The sequence below is a fragment of the Synechocystis sp. PCC 6803 substr. PCC-P genome (assembly GCF_000284455.1).
Lineage (GTDB): Bacteria > Cyanobacteriota > Cyanobacteriia > Cyanobacteriales > Microcystaceae > Synechocystis.
Genome location: NC_017039.1, coordinates 1,807,938 through 1,824,517 on the forward strand (window position 1 = coordinate 1,807,938; position 16,580 = coordinate 1,824,517).

Consider the following 16,580-nt stretch of genomic DNA (forward strand, 5'->3'; position numbering starts at 1 on the left):
AAAAGACAAATATTAATCATTTTTAGCAGAATTTAATTGAGCGTATTTAGGTAGTTTAATAGTAAAGCTAGAGCCCACTCCTATTTCACTAGTTAGATAGATATCCCCCCCCATCATCTGACAAAATTTTCGGGTAATAGCTAAACCTAAGCCAGTGCCACCATATTTACGGGTCGTGGAGGAATCTGCCTGGGTAAAAGGTTGAAATAATTTCGACATTTGTTCTTCAGTCAGACCAATTCCCGTATCTTTTACCTGAAATGAAAGCCAGTCTTTTTCGTCAACTTTGAACTCCTCAACGATAAAACTAATAATCCCATCCTTGGTAAATTTACTGGCATTACTAAGCAGATTTAGTATCCCCTGCCGTAGCTTAATTAAATCCCCATAGACTTCTTCAGATTCCAGGGAAATTTCCACCTCTAATTTATTGTTATTGTTTTTAAGCAAGGGACTGATAGTATCAAGAATGCCTGCGATCAATTCCTTGAGGTTAAATGTCTCCAAATAGAGTTCCATTTTTCCTGCTTCAATCTTGGAGATATCTAGTAAATCATTAATTAAAGCCAACAATGACTTACCAGAACGCAAAATTTTGTCCAAGTCTGGCACCAATTCTTCTGAATCTAAGTCTTCAGCTTCTTCAATTAACATTTCACTATAACCAATGATGGCATTCAGGGGAGTTCTCAATTCGTGGCTCATATTAGCAAGAAAAATACTTTTCGTAGCATTGGCAGCTTCGGCTTCGGAACTGGCTAATTCCAACGCCTTGACTGTATTTTCTAACTCCTCAGTTCTTTGTTGAACCTTTTCCTCTAAACAAGAATTAGCAACTGCTAATTGTTTTTGGGCTAGCTCCAATTCCTGATTTTTTTTCTCTAAACTAGAATTGGATTCCCGCAACTCGTTGGTCATCAAATTAAAAGATTTGGCTAGAATACCCAGTTCATCTTCTCCTAGCACTGGAGCCCTAGCCTCCCGATCGCCGGAAGATATATCAATGGCGGCTTTAGTAATAAGCAAAATTGGTTTAGTTATTTTGATGGATAATAGATAAACCGCAATTAAAAGCAAAGCTGTGCTCACCAATCCCACTAACACTAACATGCGGGTAAATCGCCTAGCCAATTCCAGGGCTTCTACCTCACTAATTTCAGTAATTAAAGCTAAATTATATTTTTCTATCCACTGGTACACCCCCAACACTGGTGTGCCAGCATAATTAACATAGCTACCCTGGCCACTATTGCCAGCCATTACTGAATTGATTCCCAAGCTATTAAAATTTGGTTTGGAACCATTGGCCGTCAATTTTTTGTTTTCATCCGACGCAATAAACGAAACTTGATTATTTATTTCTCCTACCAAAAACGTTTCTCCCGTGTCTCCTAATCCAGTACGTTTGCGAATTAAATCATCAACGGCATTCAAATTAATATCTATACTCAAATAACCTAGTCTTTCCCGAGTTATATCATGCTTTATGTTAGTGGCAAAGGTCATACTAGGACGATTATAAACCTTAGAGAAATAGAAATTTGGCACTGTTTTAAAATTGGAATTAATATTGGCAAAATAAGTGGTCTGGTTGCCAATGCCTTTATAGACGCCGATTTCATCCAAGTTATTAGAAGCCACCACAATACCACCGGTGTTGAGAATATTAATGGCTTCAATATGAGGCAGAAACAGATCAATCTCTCGCAACTCTTCAATTAATCTCTTCTGAATTATTTTATATTGAGGGTCACTAACGCTAGTGTTTTTTAGCAATTCAGTATTTGCCTGAATACTGTTAATATCACTGAGTAAAAATAATGTATCTTTTTGTCCCTCCATCCATTGCTCTAATTGATATTCTTTGAGGTTATTAGAAATATTTAGACGATTAAAGGTTTGGCTTTCTATGCCCTTAACTGCCCTGTAGTTAGCAACTAAGAAAATTGACGCCACTACCACGCTGGAAAGACAAAAATAGGAAAGTACAAATTTAAGCAGTAAACTTCTTCGCACCGACTTAATAATTGAGACCATGGCTAAAAATTACTCATATACAATTACTGAAGATTTTGGTGGAAATAACACCAGCATTTCCCCCATGGGTTAAATCAGCGAAGGAACATTTCTTGTCTGGGTGAATTTTGGGGGCTAAAGATAAACAACCTGATGGGGAATAAAACAGGGCAACTATTGCTATAATTCTAACAACTGTTCAGTATGGAATCTATGGCTAAGGTTCTCCTAGTTGAAGACAATGAAATGAATCGCGACATGCTATCCCGTCGCTTGATCCGCAAAGGATACGAGGTGGTGATAGCCGTTGACGGTGAACAGGCTGTGACCATGGCTATCTCGGAGTCTCCCCAGCTTATTCTAATGGACATGAGTCTGCCGATCATTGATGGCTGGACTGCCACTAAGCAAATTAAAGGTCATCCCGATGGAGCTCACATTCCCATCATTGCCCTGACCGCCCATGCCATGGCCAGTGACCGAGAAAGGGCGATCGCCGCCGGTTGTGACGACTACGATACCAAGCCGATTGAAATCAAGCGTCTGTTACAAAAAATGGAGGCATTGATTAATTGAAGTGTTATTGATCTTTACTTTTTTGATCACCCAATTTATTAATAGTTTTCGTGAAATAATCCTTTGCCATTGGGAGCAACAAAAATTTAAAGGTGGTTATATTTTGAGTTAGCAATCATCTAGTCAGGGCATATCAAGGGTATTTAAGTTACCTAGGTCTGACAAAATTTGGGAATTATTAATTATCAGTAAAGGCTAAAATAATTCGTAAAACTAGGTTGATCAACTATAAGTTCTTTAATAAATGATGAATCCTTCTATTAATTCAGTTGATATAGAAAGTGCCACCGCTTTCATTCGTCACGAGCTCAGAACTCCCATTAATGCGATTGTCGGCTATGGGGAAATGGTTCAAGAAGAGTTAGCAGAAGCCAATTCTCCCCTTACAGAAGAAATAGATACATTACTGGTGGAAGCACAGAAGTTACTTGAAATTATCAACCTATTTGTTAAGCATTCTGACGGAGAGGATAAGTCGGATTTTCAGAAGCTTTTTTCCACCATTCCTCACAGCACTAATTTTTCCATTACTAACATCATTCTTAACTGCGATAGTTTGCTCGAAGCAGAGGAATGCACCAATGAACTTGAACTTACTGAAGATATAAGAAAAATAAAATTAGCGGCCTTACGCTTGCAGGGCTTAGTCAATAATATTGAATCAATTTTTACCAATTTTTTAGAATCATTAAATCCCGGCAATGGAACCGGTCTATCCCCTGATTTCATCTTTCCATCTTCCTCAAATACCAATGAAATTTCCCTAGGCAATATCAAAACTAATGGTGTTGACTCCAGGGAACTGTTAAAAGGCAAAATTCTGGTGGTAGACGATAATCCCAGCAATTTAGATTTATTTTTTCAACACTTAACCCGCAAAGGCCATGCAGTCACCACTTGTTTAAGTGCGAAGGACGTGTTAGGTCTTCTCCAAAGTCAAAATTACGATCTAATTTTGCTGGATCTACTCATGCCAGAAACTAATGGAGACCAGTTTTTAGAATATTTAAAAACCAGTGTAGAATTCCAGCATATTCCGGTCATTATTGTTTCAGCTTTAGATGAATTTGAGAGTATTATTCGTTGTATTGAGATGGGGGCGGAAGATTTTTTGCCCAAACCCTTCGACCCAGTATTACTCAAGGCTCGCATCGGTTCTTCCTTAGAAAAAAAGCGTTTACGGGATCAAGAAAAGTTATATACCCAACAGGTGGAAGGCCTCTCAGAAATGATGGCTAAGGAGCTAGAAAAAGGTAGACAAATGCAAAAGAATTTTTTGCCAGCCCATTTATTAACCAGGAGCGGGTGGGAATTTTCTGCCTACTTTAGTCCGGCCCAACAACTGGCTGGAGATTTTTATGACTTATTTGAGCTTCCTGGCGATCGCCTGGGAATAGTGGTGGCGGACGTTTGTGACAAAGGGGTAGGGGCCGCATTATTTATGGGATTATTCCGCAGTTTAATTCGCATTTTTTCCGGGCAAGCGGCCCTGGATGGTTTAATCAATCCTTCTTTTAATTTGCCTAGCGGTCAGGGTCTACTAGATGTCAACCTAGACAATTTGCTCAATAACATTAATTTTGAACCATTGGAGTCTATTAAATTAATCAATAATTACGTCGCTATTAACCATGGCGAAGCTAGTATGTTTGCCACAATTTTCTTTGGCATTCTAGAACCTAGCAGTGGTAAATTGTCCTATATTAATGGCGGTCACGAACCGGTTTTTATTGTCGATAGTAACCACCAGTTGAAAACCAAGTTAACCTCCACAGGACCAGCGGTGGGAATGCTGCCTGATCTGCAGTTTAAAACGGCAGAAATTATTCTACAGCCAGGAGACTTACTACTGTCCTACACCGATGGCGTAACGGAAGCAAAATCACCCACTGGTAACTTTTTTGGCAAGGAAAAATTATTAAACGCCCTAGGCAGTTCGTTTAACTCAGTTGATCAATTAATGCTTAATATCAAGGAGTCCCTGGAGGAACATATGGGGGAAGCTCAACAGTTTGATGACATTACTTTGCTAGCGATTAAATTTCAAACAACTTAACTATTTTTTAGAGTAGTTTCTTGCTCTAATTCTCCTTGGCAGAGGGTGAAAATACGTTGACAAAAATTTTCTAAATATTCCGGCGTATGGTTAACCATAACCATAGTGGTACCATTTTCTTGGTTGATTAATTTTAGTTGTGTTAAAACCCTTTGGGCTAACGCCGGATCAAGAGCAGCAGTAGGTTCATCTAACAGAAGAATGCGAGGACTTAACATGGTGGCCCGTACGATGGTAACCAACTGTCTTTGCCCCACAGAAAGCTGTAACTCATTGCGATCTAACCAATCACTGGGAATTTCCCAAATATCACAGGCCCGAATCCTTCGCCTTTGACATTCTGTTTTGCTAACTTTTTGTAATTCTAGAGGATAAATTAAGCTTTCTTCCACTGTCATACCCAAAAGTTTTGGCTCCTGGGGCACTAAAACTATTTCTTGGCGCAGTTGCTGAATCGGATATTTAGTTAAAGCTTTTCCATCATAAAAAATACTGCCCTGGCTTGCCTCTTGGAGCCGATTGAATAGCCTTAGTAAAGTGGTTTTTCCAGCCCCCGATCGCCCTTGGAGACCAATAATTTCCCCATGGTCAATGTGGAGAGAAATATTATTAAGTAAAACAGTGGCGCCAGTTATTTCAGTGGTGCTAACCCCGATTAATTTAATCAAAGAAGTCATGCATTCTCCGAGGCCAAGGCCTGTTGACGAATTAATTGTTGGACCTTAGCTAGGGCTGGGTTAACTTCCACATTTTGGCGATCTGGGTTCTGCTCAAAAGCGGCTTGCTCTTGGGAAATCATGCGAATATCCTGGTCAATCAAACCTTCTAGTAAGGGCCGGGCTGTTCCCGATAGCCAATTTTTTAAAAAACTCCTAAAGGCAACGGGTAGTTTATGTAGTTTGGGAAAAGCTTCTAGGGAAGTAAAGTGGACTAAATAGGCCTTGGTTTTGTTGGCAGAAATGGGACAAAATAGGCAGTAAATTTTAAAGTCTGCTCCCAACGTAGAGGACCAATGGGGATAGATGTAACTCACCCGCAAATTTTCTGGATGCAATCGTCTTAGGGTAGGGAAAAACAGTTGGGAAATGGACCAGATTTTATCAATTTTGTAATAACTTTGGGCATTGTAGTCCACCACCACCTGATCGCCATTGGTTTCAATTTCCCGGAGAGAAGCAGAGGCCCAAGCCTGGTAATTATCGTGTAAATGCCCATGGTACATATCCATTAAATTTTCAATCAGGTAGGAAAAATGACCCGGGCAATCAAAGGCGGCGAAACTACCAATGTGGTTTAAATGGTGCCATTCTGGTATCGCCAAGGGCTCTGGTCCGTGGCTGGCAAGATGGTCTAGATCCCCTGGATAAAGCCAAATAAACCCATCTTTTTCCTGCACAGGATAGGTGCGCAAACGGCAGGGAGGAAGTTTTTGATCCTCGCTAAAATAGGGGATCTTTGCACAGTGGCCCTGGGCATCAAACTGCCAACCATGGTAAGCACATTCTAAATTATTGCCCAACACCTTCCCTTCACTCAACTTCACTTGACGATGGGGACAACGATCCTCCACCGCCCGCACCTGGCCATCCTGGTCCCGATAAATGGCGATCGCCTTTTCCCAAAGAACAATTCCCAGTGGTCCCTGACCTAATTCCCCTGCTTGGGCCACCACATACCAATGGTTGAAATTGATTGGGGTAGTACGCAGCATAGACAATACTTGACTATGGGAAGAAAGAGCGCTCATTAGCAAGCCAACAACAGCGGTAAAGGTAAAGCAAAAAACTGATCCTACCCAGGTAAGGGCCGTCCCACACTGGAACTAGCTTGTCACGAAAGTCCCAAGCAATCCTGCTAGAATAAGGCATTCAAAATGATTTTTCAATCTGTTCTCGTATGCCTTCTTCCTCCAACAGTGCAGCCTTTTCCCTCGATGAATTTGCCAAAGCCCTTGACAAACACGACTACCATGCGGAGAAAGGTCAAACCGTCCATGGCAAAATCTGTCAGCACGCTAACGAGGGAGTCTATGTGGATTTTGGCGGTAAATCCCCTGGCTTTGTCCCTGTACAGGAATTAGGTCTACGGCCCCACGCAGAAATTGAGGATAGTTTTCCCCTAGATAGTGCCTGGGATTTCCTCGTCACCAGTGAACAAAATGACGAAGGGCAGGTAAGGCTTTCTCGACGTCAGTTGCAAATCCAGCAATCTTGGGAAAATTTGGCAGAGTTGGAGGAGAGTGGCAAAACCCTCGAAATGGTCGTCACCGGTACCAACAAAGGAGGCGTGGTGGGCGATGTGGAAGGATTGCGGGGTTTCATTCCCCGATCGCACCTTATGCACAAGGACAATATGGACGCTTTGGTGGGGCAAGTGCTCAAAGCCCATATCCTCGAGGCCAACCAGGATAACAATAAATTGGTGTTGACCCAGCGTCGCATCCAACAGGCCGAATCCATGGGCAAAATTGCGGCGGGCAATATCTACGAAGGCAAAGTGGCTAAAATTCAGCCCTATGGCGTGTTTGTGGAAATTGAAGGGGTAACGGGTTTACTCCATGTCAGCCAGGTGAGCGGCACCAGGGTTGATTCCCTCAATACCCTGTTCGCCTTTGGCCAAGCCATCAGTGTCTACGTCCAAGAAATTGACGAGTATAAAAATCGCATTTCCCTTTCCACCCGTATTTTGGAAACCTATCCTGGGGAATTGGTGGAAAAATTTGACGAAATGATGGCCGATGCTCCCAATCGCTTACCTCTGGTACAATCGAAGCAAAATTTGGGCGATAAACAGGAGCAACTGGAAAAAAGTTAAGGATAGATTTAAAGGACTCTCCCCAGTTTGAACGATGACTAAAACAGGGTACCCAGGCAACTCAGTAAAACAGTTTTAAGTACGCTTCGAGCATTATCCTCCAAGCTGGGATTGGGGAGCCAAATACCAAAAAGAGTCAGAGAAACTCTCCCTGACTCCACCAAATGTTGTTGTTGCTTGAGGAAATCTCAGTGGCGGTTTCCCAACTCGCGCAGTCTTTGATTTCTATATAGAAAATTGTAACATGGAACACGATTTTTGTAACAAAAAATAAAGTTTGGTTATTTCTGTCCCCAATTTGATCTTAAAGCAACTAGTCTGAGACTTTATGACCGTTTTCTGCAACTACCTGAACTATGAGAATTTTGTCTTTAACTGGTTTGGGATCAGACAAAATTTTGTCCCCATATTATCGCAATAGAAGACAAGGATATTGAAAAAACTTCAATTTCTCCCCAGAGCAAAATTTGGGGAATTAGTCTATTAATTGAGCGGTTGGTTCAGGCGTTGACTTTCTAGCCGTTGAATTTCTTGGTGAGCTTTTTGCCACTGCTCTTGATAGTAACGAAAATCCTCCGCTTGGGTACGGGGATCTAACTGTTGCAGTTTACCAAAGCAATGCTTTTGATAACTTTCCCAAGGCACTTTTTCCATAATGGCGATCGCCTCTGGAATGCGCAGATTAGCTCGAAACAGATCTTCGGCACTGGTTTCCGTCAGTTGAAAAAGAGACTCAACGGAGTTAAAGTCTCCCTCTTGCTCCAGGTAAGCTAATTGCACTAGTAGGGGTAGCTGATTATCGGGGTCGGAATCCAAATTAAAATACTCCCGCACCTGGTCAATTTTTTGCCACAGTAAACGATGGTGAGCAAAGCTAAATAAAAGATCGTTTTCCGTCAATATTTGATCAATAGTTGGCCGTTCCTGGGGGCAATGGAGATATATTTTCAACAATAGAGCTTCCGCCTTCTCCAGCAGGCTACTGGTGGGATCCTTGGCCTGCCAATGCCTAGACCCATTTTTTCCAGGGCGATCGCCATAGGTCAGTTGACTAGAAAGATTATTAACTTGCAAACTAATTAAACGACTGTCTCCTTGACTCAAAATTTCTCCACATAACTGTAGATAGTAGGCCCGTTTATTTTGGTCTGTTAAACGTTTTAGAATGTCCACCATCCCCCTGGCTACCTGCTCAAAATCGAGGGGATCTTTGAGATTTTTTTGCTTGAGCAATTGTTGAATTTGCCAATCTACCCAGAGGGGAGCCTGCTTAACTAAAGTTTGGTAAATTTCTTTATTTTCAGCACTACTGTGGATAAACTCATCGGCATCTTTCCCCGCCGGTAGGTTCAAAATACGCAAATTAACTTGACCACTATAAACCAAAGGCTCAATTTCCTGGATCGCACGCTGGGTAGCATTAATACCAGCCTTATCGGCATCAAAATTAAAAATAATTTGCTTAGATTGACTAAACCGCATCAAACTTTGTACTTGGTCTCGACTTAAGGCGATTCCCAAGGCCGCCACAGTTTGCTTAATACCACTTTCGTGCAGAGCAATAACGTCAAAATAGCCCTCTACTAAAATTGCTTCATCTACTTTTTGAATAGCAGTTTTGGCTTGGTCTAAACCAAATAAAGTCTTGCTTTTATGAAATAAAGGAGTCTCTGGAGAATTGAGGTATTTCGGCTCATCGTTTCCCAAGGTTCTACTGCCAAAAGCAATGGTTTTACCTTGAACATCCCGAATCGGAATCATCAAACGATGGCGAAATTGATCGTAATAACCAGTACCAGATTGACGAGCCTTAATTAAGCCCGCCTGTTCCACTGCCGCCACAGGATAACGTTTTTGCTCCACCAAATAGCGGTAAAGAGTTTCCCAACCAGCTGGAGCATAACCCAACTGAAATTCTTGGATCGTAGCTGAAGATAAACAACGTTTTTGATCCAAATAAGTTAGAGCTTCCTGTCCTTGGGGTTGAAAAAGAGTATGGTGATAAAAACCGGCAGCCACAGCCATAATTTCATAGAGCTGTTCCCGCAGAGATAGTTGCCGTTGTAACTCCTGTTTTTGCGCCGGCTCTAGGGTTTGAATTTGGATTTGATAGCGACGGGCTAAATCTAAAGCCACATCTGTAAAGGAACGCTTACCCAGTTCCATTAAAAAATTAAAGGCATTGCCCCCAGCCCCACAACCAAAGCAATAATACATTTGCTTGGCTGGACTGACACTAAAACTCGGTGACTTTTCATCGTGGAAAGGACATAGGCCAAGGTGATCCCGCCCCCTTTTCTTGAGCACGACATAATCGCCGATAATTTCGACAATGTCTATTCTTTGCTTAATTTCTTGGATGGTGTCTGGATGCAGACGGAGGTTATCCATGATAAATCAACCTACTCTCCTTCTAAGAGTGACGATGGGGAGAGATACTTGTCAACTTAAGCTCTACTCAAGCATGGTCAACCAGCAAAAAGCACCCCCCGGTGAAGGAGAGTGCAATTTGCAGATTATTCAGTTGGCATTACACCAAGGAATTAACCGTTGACAGCAGGAGCGGTCAAAGCCACAGGAGCTTGCTCCCCAGACGCTAAGTCGAGGGGGAAGTTGTGGGCATTGCGTTCGTGCATTACTTCAAAACCGATGTTGGCGCGGTTCAATACATCAGCCCAGGTGCCGATTACACGGCCTTGGCTATCCAAGATGGACTGGTTGAAGTTGAAACCGTTCAGGTTGAACGCCATGGTGCTTACACCCATAGCAGTGAACCAGATGCCGATTACAGGCCAAGCACCCAAGAAGAAGTGCAAGGAACGGCTGTTGTTGAAAGAAGCATATTGGAAGATCAACCGACCAAAGTAGCCGTGGGCGGCAACGATGTTGTAGGTTTCTTCTTCTTGACCGAATTTGTAACCGTAGTTCTGGGATTCAACTTCGGTGGTTTCACGCACCAAGGAGGAGGTTACCAAGGAACCGTGCATGGCGGAGAACAAGCTACCACCGAATACACCAGCCACACCTAACATGTGGAAGGGGTGCATCAGGATGTTGTGCTCAGCTTGGAACACGATCATGAAGTTGAAGGTACCAGAAATACCCAAGGGCATACCATCAGAGAAGGAGCCTTGACCAATGGGGTAGATCAAGAATACAGCGGTGGCAGCGGATACGGGGGCAGAGTAAGCCACACAAATCCAAGGACGCATACCTAAGCGGTAGGAAAGTTCCCACTGACGACCCATGTAGCAGAAAATGCCGATGAGGAAGTGGAATACTACCAACTGGTAAGGACCACCGTTGTACAACCACTCATCTAAGGAAGCGGCTTCCCAGATGGGGTAGAAGTGCAAACCGATAGCGTTGGAAGAAGGTACAACAGCACCAGAGATGATGTTGTTACCGTAGAGCAAGGAACCAGCAACGGGCTCACGGATACCGTCGATGTCAACGGGGGGAGCGGCGATGAAGGCAATGATGAAGCAAGTGGTGGCAGTTAAGAGGGTGGGGATCATCAAGGTACCGAACCAACCGACATAAATCCGGTTGTTGGTAGAGGTCACCCACTGACAAAACTGTTCCCACAATGAAGCGCTTTCGCGCTGTTGGAGAGTCGTTGTCATTTGGTTATAATTCCTTATGTATTTGTCAATGTTCAAAGGATTTGGCCTCAAGCTCAGAGATTTCTTTGCTTGGGAGCCGGTTATGTATATGAGTAATATAACAAGATTGTAACAATTTGTAAATAGCTTGCTGAAAAAAATCTGTCTAGCCGGTGGTTGCTAGGGGTTGCCGATCGCCATTAGAGGGGTGATTGATTCCGTTGGGGCTTCAGTCTGTGGTGGTGGGGAGATGGAAAGCCACTAATCCTGCAACACAACTTCCCCTTGGCGCAGAATTTGGAAGATTTCCTTTGCTCCGTCCCATTGGGCAACGGTGGACGGTAGACCTTTGCCAATTGGCCCCTGTTGCTCCAGGCTGAGGCAATCTAGACAATGAACGGCAGGGAAAGTTTCGGCAATATCGGCCAACTTTTCCAGGGGGGGCTGTCCCGACAAATTAGCACTGGTGGTGGCCAGGGGTCCCGTTTGCAGCAAAATTTCTAGGGAGATCGCCTGGCGGGGAATGCGAACCCCAATGGTCTGGTCTTGACGGGGATTGATTTCCGGGGGCAACTTTTCGCTGCACGGCAGTACCAAAGTTAGGGCACCGGGCCAATATTCTGCCATTACTGCCTGCCACAGTTGCTTTTCCCGCTGACTACCTGCCAGGTAAGGGAGAATTTGTTCTACGGTTGCCGCCATCAAAATTAATGGTTTACTAGCTTCCCGTTGTTTAAGCTCGTAAATTAAAGCTGAGTTTTCTGGACGCACCGCCAAAGCCGGCACTGTATCCGTGGGAAAACTGACGACCCGATGGGCGATCGCCGCTGAGACTAAATCCGATTGACTAACTAGGGGCACGGTTAAGTCCGACTCATAAAATTCAAAATTATTATTACCAGCGGAATATGTTCACCGTCCCGGTAAGCCCACATACCAGAAGTAAGTCACCATGGGAATTAGGGTTGCCAACGCCAACAGCACCACTACCCAAACGGTGGCACTGGTATCGTCGGTTTCTTCCGCTGTAGTGAAAGTTCCTTCCAAACTAATTTCTTCCAGGGCTGGAGGACCCGGGTCCGGTTGTCCAGCTAAAATTGCGCCCAAACGTTTGTCAGCTTCAATCAACGCTTGGTTATACTTTGCCCCATCCTTGAGGGGAACAGCTAGGGTTTCCCGCAGTAAACTATCCACCATCTCATCGGTCAATAGGGACTCTGCCGTTTCTCCCCGACGCAAAGCAGTGCTGTTGGTGAGGGTATCTAGCACCAATAGGGTTTGATTGCTCTGGCTGGCTTCATCGGGATACCAACGCTCGAACAGATCATTAACAAAGCCGTCAATGGTGGCATCAAAATCTAAGCGGCGGATAACTACAAACCGGGCTTCTTGCCCACTGGACTGGGCTAATTTTTTTAGATCGCTATTGAGTCTGTTTTCATTGGCCAGGCTGATGGCCTCTGCTTGATCCACCAGGAAGGTCTTAGAGCCAGGGGACAAAATTGGCAGGTCATAAACCCCAGTGGCCAGGGAAGGGGCGGGGCTTAGCCCCAAAAGTACTAGGGTTAAAAACAAAAAACTGAGCAAACGTTTACAAAAAATACTCAGATTGAAGGGATGGTGAGGGGCGACAGTCATGGGCAATTGCCGGTGAAACTCCACCCTTCAGCTTACCAAAAACAGGTCAAAGACAAATGTTGAGCGGAACAACGGCTATTTCTTAAGATTGGCTCTGACTCAGGTTTGGGGACCATGGCATATATCTACTATCCAGTATCCAGTGGAAAGAAGCAAAATAAACCCTTTCTAATACCAAAATGATAGTGGGAATAACTGAGTGATTTTGGCTAAAAACTTAACTTAAGGGCATTAACGGGGACATCATCCCAGGAATTAACCATGCGGAGTTGCGCTGTCCATCCCTCTGCTTTTTGGGCAGGAGTCAGATTGTCTTGCCAAGAACGATGGCAATCCTGGGCGGCGTCTTCGTCCAGACAAGCAATGCAAGCATAGACAATGCCTGCGGGATCTAGTTGTTCATTGACCCAAATTTTTTCCATGAAGTGTTTTTCCTTGACTAACAAAGACCATCGACGATGGCCCTCAATCTAAGACTATCAAAAGTCTTGACTTCTGGACTTTTCGGCGGCAATACCCGAAGTAAAGTTTCAAGCTGGGCTGTGACCGACGTCATGGTGTAGGGGTCATCGGGATGGGGGGGGTTGCCGGGAATTTCAAAATGGGGGCGTTCACCATAGATTTGTCCCCAGCGAAAATCCGCTTGACGCACAATTTCTGTCAACAGGGCAGAATTATCTAGCACCTGCTCCACCATGGTGGTCAAGGCTATTAGGGGAAGCTCCAAATGTTTGCTAATTAAGGCGTCTGCTTCGTCAATGCGGGTTTGTAACACCAACAATAATGCCCCTTCAGAGTCCTGCAAATGATCGTTGACAAACAATTTCAGCTCTGTCTTTCGCTGTATTAACTTAGGTACGGGGGACTCTCCTTTGAGAAAATCTCCCCCCGCCTGGCCAATCACATCTACCAAGGTTCTTTCCCGACCGGCGATCGCCTCTAGAAAAATCTGTCGGTCCCGGTCTGATGTCGATGCCGACTCCGGGGAATGGGGTAAATCCGTCATCAAAAAATAGGGAAATTTAAGCGGGGGCGAGGATAATCCGGCTAGCTAATGTTGGACAATCAAAACCGAGCATTGCACGTGGTGAATGACATAACTGCTAACACTGCCCAAAAATACCTCTGCCAAACCCTTGAGCCCCCGGCGACCAAGCACTACCAAATCAGCATCCCAATTTTTGGCCATGTCACGGATCCAGCGCCCTGGTTCCCCGACTTTTACATCCCACTCACATGCCACCCCATCCTCCTGCACCTGTTGGACAATGGATTGCAGCCACTCCCGGGCTTCCGTTTGTTGTTCTTCCAAATGTTCTTTAATTATCTGGGAAAAGCCAATGGCCGCCTCCCCATAAAAGCTGGGGTAAATACTCAAATCCTGACTGTCCACTGGAATACAGTAGAACACCATCAACTGGGAGGATTCTTTCTGGCCTAGGGCGATCGCCTGCTGTAGAACTTCCTTGGCCAATTCAGAACGGTCTAAGGCAACTAAAATCTTTCCGTAGCCCATGGTGGAAACTCCTGCCCCATATCTGTGGCCTAGCAAAACACGAGTGCGTCAAACTCACCTTGATGCTTCTAATTCTAGCCTCTGTAGATAGCCGAATCTTTGGTTTGGTCCTGGGAAATTCATAGTCCCCTGTGCTCAGGCCGGAAAGCTAAAGTCTACAACTCCATAGCTATAAAAAAACTGGGCCCAGCTAGGGAGCCCAGCCCGATGATAATAATCGGCGTGATGCAAAAAACGGGCTTGGAGGGACTCGAACCCCCGACCTCGTGGTCCGTAGCCACGCGCTCTAATCCACTAAGCTACAAGCCCCAGTCGTTTACCTGACGATTTATAACACTATCACAGTGGTCGAAACTTCCGCAAGCTTTTTGCATGGGAAGCACTGGGGGAATTTTTGGTAGGATAGCAAAGATAATAAATAACCCTTTGGAGAAAACCCGTGATCGAACCCCTATTGCTCGGCATTGTACTTGGACTAATTCCTGTAACCCTAGCAGGGCTGTTTGTGGCGGCCTACCTGCAGTATAAGCGGGGCAACCAGTTCAACTTGGATTAGGGAACCTCCGTCATCGGTCATTTTCCTAAAATAAATACTTTCTCACTTTGACCAAGATTTGGTGCAGGAAAACCCCAATTTCAGCAGTAGCGAGTTGGGGCTCAATTTTGATTGGCCTTGGTCAAAAAAGAATCGGCTAATTTTTTGGGTCTCCACCATAGGTCGTTTCTAGCTGGCTGCGGCTGAGTGCTTCATGGACAATATCCGCCAATAACGGGGGACTTTCACTCAGTTTCCCAAAAAAATTGGGGGCCAGGGGGCTTTTAAAACAGGCTCTCAGGCTACCCCAGCAGACCTCTTTTTTTCCCTTTCTGCCGGGAACGATGCAAGTTCTGGGGCGGCAGGGGAACCACTGCGTCTTCCAGGGGCAAACGGCGGACTTCATTGGTGAAGATATGGGCTTGATACACTTCTTGGTTATTTAGTTCTAGGGCAGTGAGCCAGCCACTTTTGGGATGATAGGCCCCAGTGTCAATATCCAACCAACCGGGGCCCGACACTAACTTACCCGGCTCCACGTTGGCAAAGGTGAACGTTATGGTGTGGCCGGTGATAATTAACTTGTTGGCAAAGTAGGGATAGGGGTAGCGATGGAACTCATCCCGGATCCAACAGAATTGGGCTTCTCCCTGCTCTTCGATAGGGAGGCGGGGATCTACCCCAGCGTGGACTAACCAAACATCCCCCAGGTCAAGATAGAGGGGTAAGTTGCGCATCCAGTCCACATGGCTTTGGGGAATCTGGTGCTCATAACTTTCTAGGGTTGATTTGCCGCCGCTATAAATCCAAGCATGTAGTAGTTGGGGAGAAAAGTTAAAGCCCCCCACCGCATCCAACATCATTTGTTCATGGTTACCCAACAGGCAATGGTACTTGTTCTCCATGACAAAATCCACCACTTTGGCGCTTTCTGGACCTCGGTCGATCAGGTCACCGACGAAGTAAACCCCATCTCTTTCATTGGGGGCGATCGCCTCGAACAAAGCAGTAAGGGCGTCGAAATGGCCGTGGACATCACCAAAGACAATGCGTCGAGGATTGGGCATGGATCAAGCGAGCCGGGGCAGGGGGAAATTTGCAGGACAGTCTATAACAATGGCAGACATAAAACCGCCAACAGTTGGGAAAAGGATGGATGGATTAACTAACTTGGATCGATTCCCTAGTCCAATATAGTCCAAGGGCTAGGTAATGGATTTTTTCCTAGCTTTAGTGGGGTTGGTCAGCCCGAACTCTCGGCCGGCTTGAGAGTGGTTTTAGCACTTTTTAGAATTGTAGATAGTGGATCAGTTGGGTAATCAATGCCACTGGCAATCCTAAACGCTTTTGTAAATCCCCTAGGTTGCGGTAGTCTCCCCCAATCTCCCTTTCTTGCAACAACGCAGTGGCGATCGCCGGAGATAGATGGGGCACGGTAAGTAATTGGTTAAGGTCGGCTTGGTTAACCGGAATTTTTGGTGGTGCCAGTAGGCTATCCGGATCGGCATAGGTAAAGGAAAGTATGGGTTCCCAAGGCTTAATTTGTTGCACTGGGACATTGAGGGCAGCGGCCAAATCTTCCAGGGCTAGAAATTGCACCCCCATGGTGCTCAATTCTTTTAGTTGTCGGGCCTGGTGAATAGATAACCCAGGCAAACGCAGCCATTCATCCACTGTGGCTTGGTTAACTTCAATCCTGAGGCCCAATTCCCCGGCGATCGCCAATTCTTGCCAAGATTGAAAACGGTAGTAGGGATCATTTTGCAGACGACGTTGGAGAGCCCGGCGACGAAAATTGACCATGGCCAAGGGGAAGGAAAGGGA

Annotated in this window: 16 protein-coding genes and 1 tRNA gene; 4 read left to right on the forward strand and 13 right to left on the reverse strand. The window is 44.9% G+C overall.

From position 1 onward, the window contains the following. Nucleotides 1-12: 12 nt before the first annotated feature. Nucleotides 13-2,037, reverse strand: coding sequence for an ATP-binding protein (locus SYNPCCP_RS08580; RefSeq protein ID WP_010872846.1), 2,025 nt, complete (start codon nucleotides 2,035-2,037; stop codon nucleotides 13-15). 183 nt (nucleotides 2,038-2,220) lie between these two features. Here SYNPCCP_RS08580 and SYNPCCP_RS08585 point away from each other — a divergent pair, with 183 nt between their 5' ends. Further along, a complete protein-coding gene (locus SYNPCCP_RS08585) occupies nucleotides 2,221-2,592 on the forward strand; it encodes a response regulator (protein WP_010872847.1) in 372 nt (123 codons plus the stop codon). Between the two features lie 244 nt (nucleotides 2,593-2,836). Beyond that, nucleotides 2,837-4,648 carry a SpoIIE family protein phosphatase gene (locus tag SYNPCCP_RS08590; protein WP_014407176.1) on the forward strand — a complete coding sequence of 604 codons (1,812 nt, stop codon included), beginning with the start codon at nucleotides 2,837-2,839 and terminating at the stop codon, nucleotides 4,646-4,648. On the opposite strand, the gene SYNPCCP_RS08595 is transcribed toward SYNPCCP_RS08590, so the two are convergent. Beyond that, on the reverse strand, nucleotides 4,645-5,325 hold the full coding sequence (locus SYNPCCP_RS08595; protein ID WP_010872849.1) for an ATP-binding cassette domain-containing protein: 681 nt from the start codon (nucleotides 5,323-5,325) through the stop codon (nucleotides 4,645-4,647). The two genes, SYNPCCP_RS08590 and SYNPCCP_RS08595, sit on opposite strands and share 4 nt — an antisense overlap. Continuing rightward, nucleotides 5,322-6,395 (reverse strand): aromatic ring-hydroxylating dioxygenase subunit alpha, encoded by a 1,074-nt coding sequence (locus tag SYNPCCP_RS08600; protein WP_010872850.1) that lies wholly within the window; start codon nucleotides 6,393-6,395, stop codon nucleotides 5,322-5,324. Before SYNPCCP_RS08600 ends, SYNPCCP_RS08595 begins: the two co-directional genes overlap by 4 nt. A gap of 149 nt (nucleotides 6,396-6,544) precedes the next feature. Here SYNPCCP_RS08600 and SYNPCCP_RS08605 point away from each other — a divergent pair, with 149 nt between their 5' ends. Then, nucleotides 6,545-7,462 (forward strand): S1 RNA-binding domain-containing protein, encoded by a 918-nt coding sequence (locus tag SYNPCCP_RS08605; RefSeq protein ID WP_010872851.1) that lies wholly within the window; start codon nucleotides 6,545-6,547, stop codon nucleotides 7,460-7,462. Between the two features lie 483 nt (nucleotides 7,463-7,945). Here SYNPCCP_RS08605 and dnaG read toward each other — a convergent pair whose 3' ends face one another. The 8 genes from dnaG to SYNPCCP_RS08645 all read right to left on the reverse strand — a co-directional run bounded on the left by dnaG (nucleotide 7,946) and on the right by SYNPCCP_RS08645 (nucleotide 14,530). Next, complete coding sequence (gene dnaG, locus SYNPCCP_RS08610; RefSeq protein ID WP_010872852.1) at nucleotides 7,946-9,853, reverse strand: DNA primase; 1,908 nt, start codon at nucleotides 9,851-9,853, stop codon at nucleotides 7,946-7,948. Between the two features lie 152 nt (nucleotides 9,854-10,005). Further along, nucleotides 10,006-11,088: a photosystem II q(b) protein gene (gene psbA, locus SYNPCCP_RS08615; RefSeq protein ID WP_010871214.1), complete on the reverse strand. Its 1,083-nt coding sequence runs from the start codon at nucleotides 11,086-11,088 to the stop codon at nucleotides 10,006-10,008. 240 nt (nucleotides 11,089-11,328) lie between these two features. Beyond that, nucleotides 11,329-11,928, reverse strand: coding sequence for an L-threonylcarbamoyladenylate synthase (locus tag SYNPCCP_RS08620; RefSeq protein ID WP_010872853.1), 600 nt, complete (start codon nucleotides 11,926-11,928; stop codon nucleotides 11,329-11,331). Between the two features lie 51 nt (nucleotides 11,929-11,979). Next, nucleotides 11,980-12,705: a photosystem II repair protein Psb32 gene (gene psb32 / locus SYNPCCP_RS08625; RefSeq protein WP_199303606.1), complete on the reverse strand. Its 726-nt coding sequence runs from the start codon at nucleotides 12,703-12,705 to the stop codon at nucleotides 11,980-11,982. Nucleotides 12,706-12,914: 209 nt separating this feature from the next. Beyond that, on the reverse strand, nucleotides 12,915-13,127 hold the full coding sequence (locus SYNPCCP_RS08630; RefSeq protein ID WP_010872855.1) for a hypothetical protein: 213 nt from the start codon (nucleotides 13,125-13,127) through the stop codon (nucleotides 12,915-12,917). 17 nt (nucleotides 13,128-13,144) lie between these two features. Continuing rightward, nucleotides 13,145-13,711 carry a hypothetical protein gene (locus SYNPCCP_RS08635; RefSeq protein ID WP_010872856.1) on the reverse strand — a complete coding sequence of 189 codons (567 nt, stop codon included), beginning with the start codon at nucleotides 13,709-13,711 and terminating at the stop codon, nucleotides 13,145-13,147. Nucleotides 13,712-13,756: 45 nt separating this feature from the next. Then, the gene (locus SYNPCCP_RS08640; RefSeq protein ID WP_010872857.1) at nucleotides 13,757-14,221 is read right to left on the reverse strand and encodes a universal stress protein; all 465 of its coding nucleotides are present in this window, start codon (nucleotides 14,219-14,221) and stop codon (nucleotides 13,757-13,759) included. 235 nt (nucleotides 14,222-14,456) lie between these two features. After that, nucleotides 14,457-14,530, reverse strand: a tRNA-Arg gene (locus SYNPCCP_RS08645). Nucleotides 14,531-14,660: 130 nt separating this feature from the next. Between SYNPCCP_RS08645 and petG the strand changes: the two genes are divergently transcribed. After that, complete coding sequence (gene petG / locus SYNPCCP_RS08650; RefSeq protein WP_010872858.1) at nucleotides 14,661-14,777, forward strand: cytochrome b6-f complex subunit V; 117 nt, start codon at nucleotides 14,661-14,663, stop codon at nucleotides 14,775-14,777. A gap of 281 nt (nucleotides 14,778-15,058) precedes the next feature. Here petG and SYNPCCP_RS08655 read toward each other — a convergent pair whose 3' ends face one another. Next, nucleotides 15,059-15,823 carry a metallophosphoesterase family protein gene (locus tag SYNPCCP_RS08655; protein ID WP_010872859.1) on the reverse strand — a complete coding sequence of 255 codons (765 nt, stop codon included), beginning with the start codon at nucleotides 15,821-15,823 and terminating at the stop codon, nucleotides 15,059-15,061. Nucleotides 15,824-16,043: 220 nt separating this feature from the next. Next, complete coding sequence (locus tag SYNPCCP_RS08660) at nucleotides 16,044-16,559, reverse strand: ComEA family DNA-binding protein (protein ID WP_010872860.1); 516 nt, start codon at nucleotides 16,557-16,559, stop codon at nucleotides 16,044-16,046. Nucleotides 16,560-16,580 lie beyond the last annotated feature (21 nt).

What these genes read in the sequence shown, in the direction of transcription:
- psbA (WP_010871214.1), bottom strand. Translation starts at nt 11,088, where the DNA reads ATGACAACGACTCTCCAACAGCGCGAAAGCGCTTCATTGTGGGAACAG.
- SYNPCCP_RS08660 (WP_010872860.1), bottom strand. Translation starts at nt 16,559, where the DNA reads ATGGTCAATTTTCGTCGCCGGGCTCTCCAACGTCGTCTGCAAAATGAT.
- SYNPCCP_RS08600 (WP_010872850.1), bottom strand. Translation starts at nt 6,395, where the DNA reads ATGAGCGCTCTTTCTTCCCATAGTCAAGTATTGTCTATGCTGCGTACT.
- SYNPCCP_RS08585 (WP_010872847.1), top strand. Translation starts at nt 2,221, where the DNA reads ATGGAATCTATGGCTAAGGTTCTCCTAGTTGAAGACAATGAAATGAAT.
- SYNPCCP_RS08635 (WP_010872856.1), bottom strand. Translation starts at nt 13,711, where the DNA reads ATGACGGATTTACCCCATTCCCCGGAGTCGGCATCGACATCAGACCGG.
- SYNPCCP_RS08595 (WP_010872849.1), bottom strand. Translation starts at nt 5,325, where the DNA reads ATGACTTCTTTGATTAAATTAATCGGGGTTAGCACCACTGAAATAACT.
- SYNPCCP_RS08605 (WP_010872851.1), top strand. Translation starts at nt 6,545, where the DNA reads ATGCCTTCTTCCTCCAACAGTGCAGCCTTTTCCCTCGATGAATTTGCC.
- SYNPCCP_RS08630 (WP_010872855.1), bottom strand. Translation starts at nt 13,127, where the DNA reads ATGGAAAAAATTTGGGTCAATGAACAACTAGATCCCGCAGGCATTGTC.
- SYNPCCP_RS08640 (WP_010872857.1), bottom strand. Translation starts at nt 14,221, where the DNA reads ATGGGCTACGGAAAGATTTTAGTTGCCTTAGACCGTTCTGAATTGGCC.
- SYNPCCP_RS08655 (WP_010872859.1), bottom strand. Translation starts at nt 15,823, where the DNA reads ATGCCCAATCCTCGACGCATTGTCTTTGGTGATGTCCACGGCCATTTC.
- dnaG (WP_010872852.1), bottom strand. Translation starts at nt 9,853, where the DNA reads ATGGATAACCTCCGTCTGCATCCAGACACCATCCAAGAAATTAAGCAA.
- SYNPCCP_RS08590 (WP_014407176.1), top strand. Translation starts at nt 2,837, where the DNA reads ATGATGAATCCTTCTATTAATTCAGTTGATATAGAAAGTGCCACCGCT.
- SYNPCCP_RS08580 (WP_010872846.1), bottom strand. Translation starts at nt 2,037, where the DNA reads ATGGTCTCAATTATTAAGTCGGTGCGAAGAAGTTTACTGCTTAAATTT.
- psb32 (WP_199303606.1), bottom strand. Translation starts at nt 12,705, where the DNA reads ATGACTGTCGCCCCTCACCATCCCTTCAATCTGAGTATTTTTTGTAAA.